Genomic DNA, 14,268 nt, shown 5'->3' on the forward strand with positions numbered 1-14,268 from the left:
CCTCCAGGAAAGCCGGATGCGGCAGTTCATCCCCTAGGCCCTACCTAGAAACTAAATTAGGAGGCATCTCCTTGATTTAGAAACTGTACATCACATAGGAGGAAAAACCTACGGAAATTCCGAGGCCCAAACAACGTACATGACCACCCAAAAAACTGCAAACAAAAACATAGGCTTTACCCATGAAGATTTTGCCGCCCTTCTAGACAAATACGATTATCATTTCAGTCCGGGAGATGTTGTCGCCGGGACTGTTTTCAGCATGGAACCCCGGGGAGCTCTCATCGATATCGGTGCTAAAACCGCCGCTTTTATCCCCGTACAGGAGATGTCGATCAACCGCGTCGATAATCCCGAAGAAGTTTTACAACCCAACGAAACCAGGGAATTTTTCATTCTTACCGACGAGAATGAAGATGGACAGCTAACCCTGTCGATCCGTCGCATCGAATATATGCGCGCTTGGGAACGGGTGCGTCAATTGCAAAAAGAAGATGCTACCGTGCGATCGAATGTTTTCGCCACTAACCGTGGTGGGGCATTAGTCAGAATTGAAGGTCTTCGCGGCTTTATCCCCGGTTCTCACATTAGCACCAGAGAGGCGAAAGAGGATTTAGTCGGTCAGGAATTGCCCTTAAAGTTTTTGGAAGTGGATGAGGATCGCAACCGTCTGGTTTTAAGTCATCGTCGTGCTTTAGTGGAACGCAAGATGAACGGTTTGGCCGTGGGACAGGTGGTAATCGGTTCCGTGCGCGGAATCAAGCCCTACGGTGCTTTCATCGATATTGGTGGAGTCAGTGGTTTACTGCATATTTCCGAAATTTCTCACGATCACATTGACACCCCCCACACGGTTTTCAATGTCAATGATGAGTTGAAAGTGATGATTATCGATCTCGATGCCGAAAGAGGTCGCATTTCCCTCTCGACTAAACAATTAGAACCAGAACCGGGAGATATGCTCAAAAATCGCCCGTTAGTGTTTGAAAAAGCCGAGGAAATGGCGATTAAATACCGAGAAAAACGTCTAGCAGAAGCGGAAGGCCGGACTATCTCGGAAGTAGTGGAAGAAATCGAAGTTCCCCCCGCCTTGGAGGAGGAAGATTTAGTTCTCGCCGCCACCGAGGAGTAAGTCAGTTATCAGTTATCAGTTATCAGATGTGAGTTTTTAACTCATCATTCGCTCATTTTTTGGTGGTGATTCGGTAGTAGTGATGGAGGCTTAATCCTTTGCTGTGCATTGTAGCCATGGATAATACTAAATCCAGTTATTAAAAACTGATTATTTATTCCCCCTTTTGCCTATCCTGATATGTTACCTATACTCAACTGATTTAGTATAAAATATCAAACAGTTCCCCAATTGAGAACGTACCTGAGATTCGTAAATCTTATGACCACGTCGAGGGAATTCTTCTTGGCTGTAGCGGGGTTGTCTAACTGTCATTGAAGCGACCCTGGGGCGACTTTTGCCCCTCTATTTTAACCAAACATTGGGAATCTTCCCTAATATTCCTCAACTAGGTCCACCAGAGCGGCATCGCACTTAGACTCACAGTTTCAATCAATCTGCAGGGTACGTTCCCCAAAATCGATCGGTGGAGCAGTGGGAGTCAGATTAGGAAACGCACCCTAGGGCTAAAATTCCTCAACTCCAACGGGATTGTTAGGCTGCGGTTTATTGCAGCAACCCTAATTTCTTCAACCGAGAACGAATACCTCCTGGCTTTCTTTGAAACTCCCTAGCCAAATCGTTGATCACTATACCTTGTTTGTAACGTTGCCTTAGCCGCTCATCTTCAGCTTTAGTCCAAGGCTCATAAGCACGCGGGTGCGTTTTCTGAATGTCCTTAATGCTGTAAGACTTTTTAGGCAAAGCTTCTTCTGATGACTTATCGTAAGCTCTAGCACCTTCTTGCTTGGAAGTTTCAGGTCGAACCACCTCAAAGCGTACTCGCCCCGCATTGATTGCTTTCGCAATAGCCTGTTGCAACTGGGATAGATTTGCTTGCCCTGTTTTAACATCTAAAATTACAACTTCTAAATTGTTCTCGTTACCACCGTTATCTTTGATATCTGTATAACCATTAAAAACAACGTAATCGATCGGATCGCCTATAAATCTAGCATCTGACGGCAAATACTTAAAATTTGGAAGAACTGGTGCTAACTGCTCTGCTATTTTCCCCTTTATAACAGCGCGACTTCCATCTAAGCTTCTATTCCTGGCATCCTTAAGGGCTTGCTGATGCTGTTCTTTTAAAACTTGAATTTGAGTTTCATATTCTCTAACGGTTTTTCTCAGGTTTATTTTCTGCAAAACGTAATACGTGACCGCACTACCAATAATTATGCCCAGCAGTAATGAAACTACAATTTCCATTATTCAAGCCCAACAGCTTTTCTTCGACTTTATCAATTAAGGAATACCCGTCAGATAGCACCAAATAAGGTCCCAATCGAGAATTTGAGCGGTCTAACTACATATTATAGGTCAACTTTCTGCACAACACTCTCTAGAGTAACGATATAGGTTAACTTTCCCTATATTAGCCCCAAAAACCTGTTAGCCAGATTAGTTTACTGCAAACAATCTCTTTTAACGAGACTGATCACAGAATCCTTCTAGGATTCTAGCAAAGATTCTTAGAGCTGACTGCACTTTGTCACAAAACTTTACTATTATTTTGGCACTCTTAATGGTTAGAAGGTAAACATCGATCGCCCTCTCTCAAATTAGAAAAAAGCGATCCTAAAACCGAATAAATTCAGTAACAATCAGTAGTGAAAAAATTCAACCAGGCGATCAGCCACTATCATGGCTAATCGTTCGTCTAGACTGCCAATTTTGGCAACAATTCGGATTTTGTCAATCGCCCTAATTTGGTCTAAAGCGATACTACCTCGCACATTTTCTTGGTCAATTGTGATTCTAGTTGGGTAATTTTTGACATTACTGGTGATCGGTGCAATAACGACTGTTCTTAATCGAACATTAATCTCACTAGGAGAAACAACGACACAAGGCCGAGTTTTTTGCAGTTCAGCCCCCCTAGTTGGATCGAGTGCCACCAACAGGATGGCAAATCTTTCTACCATTGATTTTCTCGCTCAAACTCGTTTTCTACCCCCAACCAATCCTGTAAATCGGTTTCAAGAGGAGCATCATCAAATAACTCAGCCCAACCTTCCCTCACCTTCTTTTTAGCACTCAGAATAATCATTTTACCATCAACTATCGCCTCAACTTCATCTGTGAATTCACACTGTTCCATGATTGCTTGAGGAATTGTAATTGCTTGGGAATCACCGATTTGTACGATTTTAAGCAACATTTTGACGACCAGATAAACATAGGATAATTATATCAATCTATACCGATCAGAGGGAGATCGCCTCTCCCTATTTTTTCAGAAAAGCGATCGCCTGATTAAAGCTGATCAATTTATCCGCAGGATTTGCTAGGATGGGGATGCTAACAACTTATTTAAGGATGAGTAAGTAGATGTGGTGGCCAAGTTCCCAATTAGATCGTATTGAAGCAAACCTAGAGGCAAATCAGAGCTAACTACCTCTTGCCTCTCCTAACCAAGAAATTAATTTTGCACCACTACTTATTACTTAATTACTGTTTATTCTGTAATTTTATCACTAATTCCTGGAAAGGTTGCCAATCGTCTTTAGAGGTAATTGCTTCCCAAACCGATTCGATTAGCGGTCTAAGTAAAGCAGTTTTAGGATTATAATGCTTTAAAGTGTCGTCAATTTGAGACAAGGAATCTGGGGGTGATTGATTTAAGACCAAACTATATAACTCTCGCCAACGTTGCCAATCAGCTTTTGGTAAATCCATATTTTCAATAATTAGAGAACTATTTTCTCGCCAACCGTAATTAAATTGTTCACTTAATTGATAGAAAAAGTCGTGATAACCGAGGCCAGTTTCTTGGAGAACTTCCACAGTTTTGCTAACCAGTAAAGCGGATTCGGGAGTAAAAATATCCTCAAAACCTAACTTTTTAAGCATCATTTTTTGATAATAAAAATTGTAGTGCTGGTCATAGTTAGCCAAGGCCATATCTAACTCTAACAAGGAGACAACCATGGACAGGGGAGATTGCAGTAACTCTAGATTTAAACGACAGATAAAAGGCTGATTACCGTAACTATAACGGCCACCGTAGTCGAAATAGGCCGCCGTAAATTGGGGGTTATAGGAAGGAATAAAAGCGTAGGGACCATAATCAAAACTTTCCCCCGTAATTGACATATTATCGGTATTGAGAACCCCATGACAAAAACCTGCGGCCATCCATTGGGCTGCTAATTTAGCGGTTCTTTCAATCAAAGCGGCGTAAAATTTTAAATAGCGATCGCTATCTTGGGGATCGATTTCAGGATAATAATAAATAATCACATGATCGAGGAGTCTTTTAATTAAATCGGCACGTTTAATATGAAATAAACGCTCAAAAGTCCCGAAACGAATATGAGAATTACTAACTCGAATCATCACCGAAGATTGCGTCGGGGAAGGTTCATCACCCCGCCAGAGAGCTTCTCCCGTTTCCACCAAACTGAGACAGCGAGAGGTATTCACCCCTAAACTGCGTAAAGCTTCCCCAGCTAAGACTTCTCTAACTCCACCCTTGAGAGTTAACCTACCGTCCGCATGACGGGAATAGGGGGTCCGTCCCGATCCTTTCGTACCAAAATCGTATAATTTGCCATCAATACCCCTAACTTGACCGTAGAGAAAACCGCGACCATCCCCCAAGAAAGGATTATACTCGCCAAATTGATAACCGTGGTAACGTAGAGCTAAAAAAGGGGTCAGGGATTGAAATTTACCAAAAGCCTCGATAAAATGCTCATCTAAGGTTAATTCTGGCTGAATTCCCACCAAAGGTAATAAAGCATCATTGCGAAAACGAAGGATATGACGGGGAAAATCCGCGGCCGCCACTTGATCGTAGTATTGGTCCCCCAAGTCCTGCATGGCGCTTTCGTAAGGGAGACTGAGAAAGGGATTGGTGAGATGGTCTGTCATAGTGGTGGTGTCGATCGAGCTTTGAGGCGATAAAGTGATAAAGATAGCCAAAAATTTTTCCTACTGAGACTATCAAACAGCGATGCCCGATTCTATTATGTATCAAGGGGACTATTTTCTTGTCCTTGAGGCCGATCAACCCGAACAATTCCAGACTCCCAACCAGTTGCGGGATAAGTTAAAAGATTTAATCACCGCAAAACCGGAAATTTGTCCCAGACAATTGGCAAAATTCTCTAGTTTTGAGGAAAAAGCTCTCTATCTGCGCGATAATTACTGCGAGTTAGACCTGGGTGAGGGGGGTTATCTACAATGGTATGTGGTCCGTTTGGAAAAATAAGGAAACCCATTATTCAGTAGTTAGGTGTTAAAAACTGTCAGACACCCCCCTTATCAAGGGGGGATTAAGGGGGGGATCAATCTCCAATTTAATTATAACCAGCTACTTAGTTATTAAGGCAGAGGCAATCAGAGCAATTATCTTTTTAACTTTTAACTTTTCTAACTTGATCATTATGGGAGAAATAGAAGATTTACTGGCACAAATGAAGGCAGAATACCAGAAACGGGATCAGGAAAAACCGATGCCGTCCCCTTCTTCTCGCCAAGAAAAAGATCGTTCCCCGGCCGAATTTAAGGTTAATTATGCCGGCGATTCTTCTACCGATGCCCTTTTAAAAGCTTTAGCCTTAGAAAACCAAGAAAGGCAACAACAAGAGGCAGCGGAAAAAGAAAAAGCGACGGCATTAAAACAACAGCGCAAGCGAGAAGCTTTAACTAAAAAGGCAAAACAATGGTTAGATAAATTGGATGTTAAATCGGAGGAAGGACGCTGGTTTGAGGAGTTTTCCTATAGCTACGATTCTCCTTTAGAAGCGGCGATTACCTATCTAGAAGCTTTAGGAGAAGTGGATATTTCTAAATGATCAGGTCTAATTTAAAGTTGTGGGTAAATTGGCCGCATCAAAAACTCGATTATGCCACCAAATATTATCACCAGCTATAATATTTGTGCCGTAACGAGGGACGATACCATAAACAGTGCCGGGGTCATAATCCAAAGCTTGACTGATGAGATTGTAGAGACGTTGTAGATCAAAACCCCGGGGGTCACAATGGGGATATTTTCCTTGATTAATCAGAAAACTATCGACGGCAAAATGGCTGACAATTTGCGGTAATTGTCCCGTTTGTAAGGCTGCGAGGAGATAATATTTCGCCGTTTGTTGGTATTGAAAATCGCTGTAACCGGGGAGGGTTTGCAAGCGTCCTTTGGTCAAACAGTGGGATCCCGGCGCTTGTACCAGTTCAATGTTAACACTGGAGATAACCCGACGATTTCTTTCGGCAAAAACCGGCCGCAAGCGATCGCAATTAGGGTGAGATAGCTGTTGACAAATCGCTTCTGTTGCCCATAATGCGGTAGTTTTTGCCCCATCAAAGTAATTTATGGGATATTGCTTGACTAAACGCTTAAATACGGCTTCTGAAGGCGTATTTAACCAAATTCTCGCCCTTTTTTCTAACTCAGAGGCCGATCGTGTACTCAAGGGAACACCCTCTAAAGCAAGTGCAAAACCCTTGACGCGGATAGTTTCTGGGGTAAGTTGCCACAGTTGACGCACTAATTGATCCCTGGTGTCTGCGGGCAGCATTTCGGCTGCTTGTTCATAAAAAGTGGCCGTGGGACGGTGACGCTCAAAAAAAGGCCGGGCGATCGAGTCTAAAATATCTCTATCCCTAGAATTCGGTTTGCGGGGGATGTAAACATTCGGACCCAATTTCATCGGACCGCGAGCATATTTTTTCTGTTCTTCGATGTTACCCGCAGTCATGCTCCAAGCTGTATCGTGGAGAATAAACAAAGGAGTGCGATCGAGGGTTAATTCGGTTTCTGGCGCGTTAATTTGCAAAAATTCGGCAATTTTCTGTTTTTCTAACTTATTTAGACTCTTACCAGCTAAATTCTCCCCCACAGTGGAGGGATTAAAAATATCTATGGTTGCAGTGGAGAGACTAGAGGTATTCAGTTTTAAAATCACTAGGGACAAGACTAAACTAATCACCAAAGAAGTCACTCCCCATCGCCATTGCTCCCGGGGAAAGATAGAATATCTGGGGGGAGAAAATTGTCTTAATTTTTGCCGTCTTTGTCGATTCATCGGACTCTTTTAACTCGCTTTCCACCCATTGTATTCACTTTCTCGAAAAAGGGAATTAATACTAAATCCGTTGAGTATATGCTACCTATCAGGATAGGCACTCATGCAATAGGCAATAGGCAATAGGCAATAGGCAATAGGCAGCTTTATTCTCCCCACACCCCACTTCATAATTCATAATTCATAATTCATAATTCCCACACCCCACTTCCCCACACCCTACACATAATTACTGAAGAACCATTGAGTATTAAAAGCTCGATCGCAGGATATTTCTAGTAATCTTAGTCCTGATTCTGGTAAAACTGCGATTTTTTGCTGAAAATCAGTCCAATCACTGATTAAATGGTAATCGATACCGTAGGTGTGACAGAGTTGGCAAAAGTCAATATTTTGGGGAGTGGCAAAAAATTCTTCAAAGGGAGGGTCAAATTTGGCGATCGGCAACATCTGGAAAATGCCTCCCCCTTTGTTATTAATTAAAATTATGGTCAAGGAGCCAACAAAATATTTTTTGATTAAAAAACCATTTGTATCGTGTAACAGGGCTAAATCTCCCGTTAATAGCAGACTAGGGACATTTTTATAAGCCATTCCTATTGCAGTGGAGAGGTTGCCATCGATGCCATTGGCCCCGCGATTAAAATAGGGACGGATTTGGCGATCGCTAGGCGGGTTAAAAAATTCGGCATAGCGAACAGGCATACTATTAGAGATAAAGATCGGGGTGCGGGGGGGGAGGTATTGGGAGAGCAGCCAGGGGATTTTTCCTTCAATCAGTTTAGTTTCTGCTGCCAAAAGGCGATCGATTTTAAATCTGGCTTGCTGGTCGAATTTTTGCCATAATTGCCGATATTCTCGGTTATTATCGGGTTTTTCTGGGAATAAATGCCCTAATTGCTCGATATTTCCCCTGAGATGTTTGGTTTTTCCCTGTAGAGGATCATAATTATCAGGATGGGGATCGATAATCCAACGCGGACAGTCGATTTCTTCTAACCATGTCCGTAATTCTTTGCTGGTGGGTAATTCCCCAATTTGCAGGACAACATCGGGGGTTAATTGGGTTTTAATGGCAGCATTCCGCAATAATAAATCATAGGTGGTGATCAGATGGGGATTTAAGCCTGCATAGTTTCGCAGAGGAGATAAAGCTTCCGCTAAGACGGGATATTGTTGCGATCGAGCTAAATTAGCGATCGCCTGACAGTAACTTTCGGGGTTTTGCGGGGAAGCTAATCCCGCGATGATAATTCCTTGACGGGGTAAAGAAGGAATTTCGAGAATTGAGTGGTTAATGGGGATATTTGGCCGAGATATATGGCTAAAAAAAGCTTCTTGGTCAAAATTAGCCTCTAAATTGCTGATTTCCAGATCGGGAGTTGGTGCAAGGGGATCCCGAAATGGTAAGTTCAGATGCACTACTCCGGGGACAGGATCGAGACAGCGCCACCACGCGTGGATGATGGTTTGACGGAGATAGCGTAAACGCTCGATATTGGCACTAGGACAGCTAATTTCCGCTTGCCAGTTGGGATAATTACCGTAGAGTTTGACTTGATCGATAGTTTGACCGGCATGAGCATGACGCAATTCTGGGGGGCGATCGGCGGTTAGAATTAATAAGGGGACATGACTTTCTTTTGCTTCAATGACTGCGGGATAAAAATTAGCCGTGGCAGTGCCAGAAGTGCAGACTAAAACCACTGGTTGATATAATTGTTTGGCTAATCCCAGGGCAAAAAAGGCGGCCGAGCGCTCGTCTAAGATGGGAATAGCTTCAATCTGGGGATGTCTTGTTAAGGCTACCGTTAAAGGAGTCGATCGCGATCCGGGAGAAACCACCCCTATCTTCAATCCCAAACGGGCCAATGTTTCGACTAAAATAGAACCCCAAAGTGTATTAAGATTGCGAAAATCGATCGACATTTATTAGTTCAGTGCAAAGGTTAGGAGACAATAAGTTAAAGAGTCTAAACTGTTAACTATCTAAATTACTCGTTAAGACTGTCTATGAGCAGGGAAAAGGAGTTTGAGCATTTGTACTAAAATTCTCAATAGGCAGTTTAAATGCAGTACAGTCTATTAATAAATTTAACATTGGCCGGAACTGGCTAAGAATAAGTTATTCCTGAGTCAGCGATCCGGGTTAAGTTTACTCTCGATTCCCAGGCCAATTTATCCCTTTTCGGGTTCCTTTCTTGCTAAGTTTTAACCAGAAAATTTATAGGTTAATACCACATTGATATTAGCTGCCAGCAGGGCCAAGAAGAGCAGAAAAGTAAAGCGATCGATCCAGAATTTTTTAAAGAGACCAAAGATATCCTTGAGATAGAATACTCCCAGAATTGCTGCCGTACCGATTATAAAATAATAGCGGCCGTAGGGAGAAGCTAAAATCCAGGCTGTCAGATTGAGATGAATCGACCAAACTCCCAGAAAGATAAAAATAATTGAGGCAGTTAATCCGTCCGTTTCTTGGCGAAAATCATCGAGAAAGATGCCTAGAATAATAAACATAAACGGATAAAAAGGAATCATATACCAAGTAAAAAAGTGACTTTGCGCTCCTGTGGAAACTAAAATTAAGCTGTAGAGGATTACCGGTAAAGCGAGTAATCTAACTTGGGGACTAGCGGGATTTTTTCTCAGAAAGGGTAAGAGGGTTAACCAGCTAAAAATTAACCAACCATCCTCAAAAAATACCGTGGGAGTGATTAGATATTTGACAAAGTTAAAGTCCTCGAAGCGCAGGGATTGTTCTTGAAATATCTTCCGAAAAAAATCGTAGTCGTAGATAGCACCGTAGAGAAAATAGAGAGAGAAAAAGAAAGCACCGATCACAGTTACATAAATAGCCTCGCGTCCTTGCTTTTCGTAAATCAAGAGGACAATTAATAATGCTACTAAATAAATAGCCGTTACTTTGACTAAACAAGCTAAACCAGCTAAACAAGCGGCGATGTAGAGATATTTTTTTTGCTTAGTTTGATAGTATTGCCAATAAAGTAAGACGATCAACAAGCATAAAACAATCATTAAATTTTCACTAATCGCTAACCGAGATAGAAAAACTGTATTGGGATTGGTGGCATAAATTAAACTAGCGATAATAGCGATCGATAAATTACTTAACTTCAGAGCCAGTAAATAGACCAAAACTATCGCAGCAATACCTAAAAGTAAAGAAGGGACTCTAATAATAGTTAAACTGCAATCAAAAAAAGTCTTTGCTCCTCCTAAAATAGCAAATAAACCCACCAATAAACCAAATAAAGGAGGATGATCAAACCAAGGAGTTACCAAACGATAACGGATATTTTTTGCTTCCCAAACCACCGTAGGAAAATTATCCGTGGGATTCAACCAAGACCAACTGGTGGGGATACCCGTTTGTAATAAACTCATGCCACTCCAAGCAAAAGCATATTCGTCAGCAGTCCAATTATCCGGAGGCAAGGAATCATAATTATAGATTCGCAAAAAAGCACCTAAGCAGGTGATAATTGCTCCAATCAACCAATATTTATGGACAGTCAAAAAGCTGGGCATCGATTATTAAGGATAAGTGGCAGTGACTAAATGAGAGTCAGAATTTCATGGTATAATAGATAGGGTGATATTGACAGAAAAATCGGCATGAATCAAAAAATTGCCTTTTTAGGATTAGGAGTAATGGGAGCGCCGATGACAGCTAATCTTGTCCGTCAGGGTTTTGCTGTTAATGCTTGGAATCGCAGCCCAGAAGCGCCGGGGATAACCATTGCTGGGGCAGCGGGTGCGAACATTTGTTCTAATATTGCCGCCGCCGTCAGGGATGCCGAGATTGTCTTTACCTGCGTCGGGGATGTACCTGATGTGGAAGCGGTAATTTTAGGACTGGGGGGTGTCATGGAATCGGCAGCGGTGGGAACTCTGGTGGTGGATATGAGTACCATTGGCTCTCAAGCCGCTAGGATGATTGGGGAAAAGCTAGAGGCAAATAATCTCCGTTTTCTCGATGCTCCCGTTTCTGGGGGGGATATTGGGGCGAAAAACGGCACTTTAACTATTATGGTGGGGGGGAAAGAGGCGGATTTTCAGACTTGTTTACCCTGTTTTCAAGCCATGGGCAAAACTATTCGCTGGTGTGGAGAAATCGGCAACGGACAAGCGGTAAAACTCTGTAATCAAGTCTTGGGGGCGGTTCACATGGTGGCGCTGTGTGAGGCTCTAAAAATGGCAAAAATTCAAGGATTAGACCCCAATTTAGTCATAGAAGTCTGTAAAACGGGGGCGGCAGGTTCTTGGGCGTTGGAAAATTTGGGACCAAAAATCCTCGCCCAAGATTTACAGCCGGCTTTTATGATTGAACATATCTTAAAAGATTTGCGATTAGTCAAAGAAACTGCCCAGACAGCCGGGGAAATTCTGCCCGGGACAGATTTAGCAGAAGCTTTATTTAAAGTAGTAGCGGAATTGGACGAAGGCAAGGGAATTAAACAGGGAACCCAAGCGATGATTCGCGCCTACGATTAAGCATTTTGTTGGCGATAAATATCATCGGTACGGGCAGCCATGATGAAATCATTTTGATGTAATCCACCCACGTCATGGGTCCACCAAGAAACGGTAACTTTACCCCATTCTGTCAATAAAGCGGGGTGATGACCTTCTTTTTCCGCTGCCTCTCCCACGGCATTAGTGAAGGCGATTGCCTCTTGAAAATTGGCAAATTTATAGAGTTTTTGCAGACGGGGAATACCCTCGTATTCTAAGAGATTCCAATCGGGAATTTTAGCCTGTAAAGCGATAATTTCCTCGGCAGTGATAGGAGAAGAACCCGATTGATAAGGTTGACATTTTTGTTGAGCAAGTTCGGTCATAGGGGTATCAATCCAGATTTTTTACCTTTATTATAGAGGAAAATCCCCCAGAGAAATTTTCTGGCTCTACCGAACCTGTCATGTAAAACTATTAACAACTTATGCTTGTAAAGCTTGTATAGTAAAGCTTTGAGTTTTTGTTAGATTGATATTTATCAACTTTAGAGCATTGCTGGACAGAGAGGGAGCTTGGGGAATTTTCTACATTGTAAGTTCGGAAGAACCAATTTTCTATTCTTCCTCTGACTCTGGAGAACTTACCCAAGGGGTAGAAGATTCGGCAGCTTTCGGGAAAGAAAAAGATTTTTTTGGAGGAGAAGGCAATAATTCCAATTGTCGATTACTGGTTTTATAGCTAGTTTTATTTTTCTGCTCTCCCCGTCGTCGTTGGGAGGTTTTTTCCTCTGTTGTATTTTCGGCTATCACTTCATACAAAATCGCCCGTTTATCCTCTTGTTGACCTTTTCTTAAAACCCGTCCTAAACGCTGAATATATTCCCTCGTGGAACCGGTTCCTGATAAAATAATCGCGATGCGTGCTTCCGGCACATCAACCCCTTCATTAAGAACATGGGAAGTCACTAGAATTTTGTATTCTCCCTGACGAAAACGGGTCAGGATTTCATGGCGTTCTTTCACGGGAGTTTGATGGGTTATGGCAGGTATTAAAAAGCTCTCGGAAATGCGGTAAACTGTGGCGTTATCGTTGGTAAAAATTAAAATTGCTTCTGGATAGTGTTCACAGATTAACTCGGCTAAAACCCGCAATTTTCCCTGGGTTCCGGAGGATATTTCCTTCGACTCCCGGTGCGCTAACATCGCCCGGCGCCCTTCGCTACTTCTGGCACTAATCATGACAAAATTTTGCCAACCATCTAAACCGGACAAACTGAGATTATTTTTTCTTAAAAAATCATTGCGAATTTTAATTGCTTCTTGATATTTTTCCTGTTCTTTGGCAGATAGTTTCACTTTGATTTGAATTATTTCATGATCCGCTAGGGCTTTTCCTGACAAGTCTTGGGGACTTTTTTGATAAACAATTGCACCAATAAGATAATCTAAATCTTGATGACTACCATCACCGCGATCCGGTGTTGCTGTTAAGCCTAAACGATAGGGTGCGATCGAATCTTCCGCTATTTTCCGAAAGAAATCCGATGGTAAATGATGACATTCATCAAAAATTAAAAAAGCGTAACGATTGCCAAGAGTTTCTGAATAAATTGCCGCACTTTGATAGGTGGCGATTAAAATAGCACTATTATCCTTAGAACCTCCCCCTAATAATCCCACCTCGGCATCGGGAAAAGCCGCCAACATCTGGGCATACCACTGGTGCATTAAATCAATAGTCGGCACGATAATTAAAGTGCTGCGGGGAGTCGATTGTAGAGCTAATTGGGCAAGATAGGTTTTACCGGCAGCGGTGGGAAGGACAATAACACCCCTTCTCTGGGATTTTTTCCAAGCGATTAACGCTTCCGTTTGATGGGGGTAGGGTTCCCGTTCAAAACTGGCAATTAATTCTAAATTGTTAAAAGCTTTTGCTTCATCTTGGAAGTTAATGCCCTCCTCCTGTAGAGTTTCCACGAGAGGACGATAATGAATGGCCAAAATGCGAAATCTTTCGATACGATCATCCCAAGTGGCAAAATCTAGCCATTTTTTCCCTTTTGGTGGTGGATGGAGAATTAAGGTTCCTCGCTCATATTTGAGGGTGGGTAAGCGCATTTTTCAGTTATCAGTTATCAGTTATCAGTTATCAGTTATCAGTCATCAGTTATCAGTTATCAGTTATCAGTTATCAGTAAACAGTTAAGCTAAGACGCATTTAAACCGCTTATTCTTAGATTAGCCGCCCCCCCCCAATCCCTTTACTGTTGCCTTTTGCCTCTTGCCTTTTGCCTCGTCTCAACAAGCAATTTAAATTACGAACAGCTTATCAGTAAACAGTAAACAGTATAAGTGAACTGAAAACTTACATCTGATAACTGATCACTGATTCAAGGCTGATGGCTTATATTTATTTAAGGGAGGACTTACGCCCTACGCCCCTACAGAAAAACTAATGCGGGGTAATGTAGGGGCGCAATGCTTGCGCCCAAAATGTAAAATTTACGAACACTTTACACCATGATGTCAAGAGAGCCAATTCATCTTGTTAAAAAAATAGAGTGTGAATTAACAC

At 42.2% G+C, this 14,268-nt stretch carries 13 protein-coding genes; 4 read left to right on the forward strand and 9 right to left on the reverse strand.

Annotated elements, in window-relative coordinates:
• Positions 1 to 139: 139 nt before the first annotated feature.
• The gene (locus ACE3JL_RS21065) at positions 140 to 1,132 is read left to right on the forward strand and encodes a 30S ribosomal protein S1 (protein ID WP_150977470.1); all 993 of its coding nucleotides are present in this window, start codon (positions 140 to 142) and stop codon (positions 1,130 to 1,132) included.
• Positions 1,133 to 1,678: 546 nt separating this feature from the next.
• Here ACE3JL_RS21065 and ACE3JL_RS21070 read toward each other — a convergent pair.
• The 4 genes from ACE3JL_RS21070 to ACE3JL_RS21085 all read right to left on the reverse strand — a co-directional run bounded on the left by ACE3JL_RS21070 (position 1,679) and on the right by ACE3JL_RS21085 (position 5,101).
• Positions 1,679 to 2,383 carry a Holliday junction resolvase-like protein gene (locus ACE3JL_RS21070; protein ID WP_002737990.1) on the reverse strand — a complete coding sequence of 235 codons (705 nt, stop codon included), beginning with the start codon at positions 2,381 to 2,383 and terminating at the stop codon, positions 1,679 to 1,681.
• Between the two features lie 395 nt (positions 2,384 to 2,778).
• Entirely contained in the window at positions 2,779 to 3,099 is a 321-nt protein-coding gene (locus ACE3JL_RS21075) for a type II toxin-antitoxin system PemK/MazF family toxin (RefSeq protein ID WP_375328300.1), read from the reverse strand.
• A complete protein-coding gene (locus ACE3JL_RS21080; RefSeq protein WP_016514853.1) occupies positions 3,093 to 3,335 on the reverse strand; it encodes an AbrB/MazE/SpoVT family DNA-binding domain-containing protein in 243 nt (80 codons plus the stop codon). Before ACE3JL_RS21080 ends, ACE3JL_RS21075 begins: the two co-directional genes overlap by 7 nt.
• Before the next feature lie 290 nt (positions 3,336 to 3,625).
• Entirely contained in the window at positions 3,626 to 5,101 is a 1,476-nt protein-coding gene (locus tag ACE3JL_RS21085; RefSeq protein ID WP_375328301.1) for a YdiU family protein, read from the reverse strand.
• A gap of 31 nt (positions 5,102 to 5,132) precedes the next feature.
• Between ACE3JL_RS21085 and ACE3JL_RS21090 the strand changes: the two genes are divergently transcribed.
• Positions 5,133 to 5,390, forward strand: a complete 258-nt coding sequence (locus tag ACE3JL_RS21090) for a chlororespiratory reduction protein 7 (protein ID WP_271988433.1) — start codon at positions 5,133 to 5,135, stop codon at positions 5,388 to 5,390.
• A 175-nt stretch (positions 5,391 to 5,565) separates the two neighbouring features.
• Positions 5,566 to 5,976: a salt stress protein, Slr1339 family gene (locus ACE3JL_RS21095; RefSeq protein WP_271988432.1), complete on the forward strand. Its 411-nt coding sequence runs from the start codon at positions 5,566 to 5,568 to the stop codon at positions 5,974 to 5,976.
• A gap of 6 nt (positions 5,977 to 5,982) precedes the next feature.
• Here the strand turns inward: ACE3JL_RS21095 and ACE3JL_RS21100 are convergent, their stop codons facing one another.
• From ACE3JL_RS21100 to ACE3JL_RS21110, 3 genes are all read right to left on the reverse strand, one after another.
• The gene (locus tag ACE3JL_RS21100) at positions 5,983 to 7,212 is read right to left on the reverse strand and encodes a hypothetical protein (protein WP_271988431.1); all 1,230 of its coding nucleotides are present in this window, start codon (positions 7,210 to 7,212) and stop codon (positions 5,983 to 5,985) included.
• Positions 7,213 to 7,431: 219 nt separating this feature from the next.
• The gene (menD, locus tag ACE3JL_RS21105) at positions 7,432 to 9,141 is read right to left on the reverse strand and encodes a 2-succinyl-5-enolpyruvyl-6-hydroxy-3-cyclohexene-1-carboxylic-acid synthase (RefSeq protein WP_375328302.1); all 1,710 of its coding nucleotides are present in this window, start codon (positions 9,139 to 9,141) and stop codon (positions 7,432 to 7,434) included.
• Between the two features lie 282 nt (positions 9,142 to 9,423).
• On the reverse strand, positions 9,424 to 10,764 hold the full coding sequence (locus ACE3JL_RS21110; RefSeq protein ID WP_375328303.1) for an ArnT family glycosyltransferase: 1,341 nt from the start codon (positions 10,762 to 10,764) through the stop codon (positions 9,424 to 9,426).
• Between the two features lie 87 nt (positions 10,765 to 10,851).
• Here ACE3JL_RS21110 and ACE3JL_RS21115 point away from each other — a divergent pair, with 87 nt between their 5' ends.
• Complete coding sequence (locus ACE3JL_RS21115) at positions 10,852 to 11,730, forward strand: NAD(P)-dependent oxidoreductase (RefSeq protein WP_271988428.1); 879 nt, start codon at positions 10,852 to 10,854, stop codon at positions 11,728 to 11,730.
• On the opposite strand, the gene ACE3JL_RS21120 is transcribed toward ACE3JL_RS21115, so the two are convergent.
• Positions 11,727 to 12,077: a 4a-hydroxytetrahydrobiopterin dehydratase gene (locus ACE3JL_RS21120; protein WP_271988427.1), complete on the reverse strand. Its 351-nt coding sequence runs from the start codon at positions 12,075 to 12,077 to the stop codon at positions 11,727 to 11,729. The genes ACE3JL_RS21115 and ACE3JL_RS21120 overlap by 4 nt on opposite strands.
• 231 nt (positions 12,078 to 12,308) lie before the next feature.
• Positions 12,309 to 13,811 carry a DEAD/DEAH box helicase gene (locus ACE3JL_RS21125; RefSeq protein ID WP_271988426.1) on the reverse strand — a complete coding sequence of 501 codons (1,503 nt, stop codon included), beginning with the start codon at positions 13,809 to 13,811 and terminating at the stop codon, positions 12,309 to 12,311.
• Between the last annotated feature and the right edge of the window lie 457 nt (positions 13,812 to 14,268).

The organism is Microcystis sp. BLCC-F210 (assembly GCF_042134685.1).
Taxonomy (GTDB): Bacteria; Cyanobacteriota; Cyanobacteriia; order Cyanobacteriales; family Microcystaceae; genus Microcystis; species Microcystis aeruginosa_D.

Excerpts from the sequence above, each read along its gene's own strand:
- ACE3JL_RS21125 (WP_271988426.1), bottom strand. The coding sequence starts at position 13,811 with ATGCGCTTACCCACCCTCAAATATGAGCGAGGAACCTTAATTCTCCAT.
- ACE3JL_RS21100 (WP_271988431.1), bottom strand. The coding sequence starts at position 7,212 with ATGAATCGACAAAGACGGCAAAAATTAAGACAATTTTCTCCCCCCAGA.
- ACE3JL_RS21120 (WP_271988427.1), bottom strand. The coding sequence starts at position 12,077 with ATGACCGAACTTGCTCAACAAAAATGTCAACCTTATCAATCGGGTTCT.
- ACE3JL_RS21080 (WP_016514853.1), bottom strand. The coding sequence starts at position 3,335 with ATGTTGCTTAAAATCGTACAAATCGGTGATTCCCAAGCAATTACAATT.
- ACE3JL_RS21115 (WP_271988428.1), top strand. The coding sequence starts at position 10,852 with ATGAATCAAAAAATTGCCTTTTTAGGATTAGGAGTAATGGGAGCGCCG.
- ACE3JL_RS21075 (WP_375328300.1), bottom strand. The coding sequence starts at position 3,099 with ATGGTAGAAAGATTTGCCATCCTGTTGGTGGCACTCGATCCAACTAGG.
- menD (WP_375328302.1), bottom strand. The coding sequence starts at position 9,141 with ATGTCGATCGATTTTCGCAATCTTAATACACTTTGGGGTTCTATTTTA.
- ACE3JL_RS21090 (WP_271988433.1), top strand. The coding sequence starts at position 5,133 with ATGCCCGATTCTATTATGTATCAAGGGGACTATTTTCTTGTCCTTGAG.
- ACE3JL_RS21110 (WP_375328303.1), bottom strand. The coding sequence starts at position 10,764 with ATGCCCAGCTTTTTGACTGTCCATAAATATTGGTTGATTGGAGCAATT.
- ACE3JL_RS21070 (WP_002737990.1), bottom strand. The coding sequence starts at position 2,383 with ATGGAAATTGTAGTTTCATTACTGCTGGGCATAATTATTGGTAGTGCG.
- ACE3JL_RS21095 (WP_271988432.1), top strand. The coding sequence starts at position 5,566 with ATGGGAGAAATAGAAGATTTACTGGCACAAATGAAGGCAGAATACCAG.
- ACE3JL_RS21065 (WP_150977470.1), top strand. The coding sequence starts at position 140 with ATGACCACCCAAAAAACTGCAAACAAAAACATAGGCTTTACCCATGAA.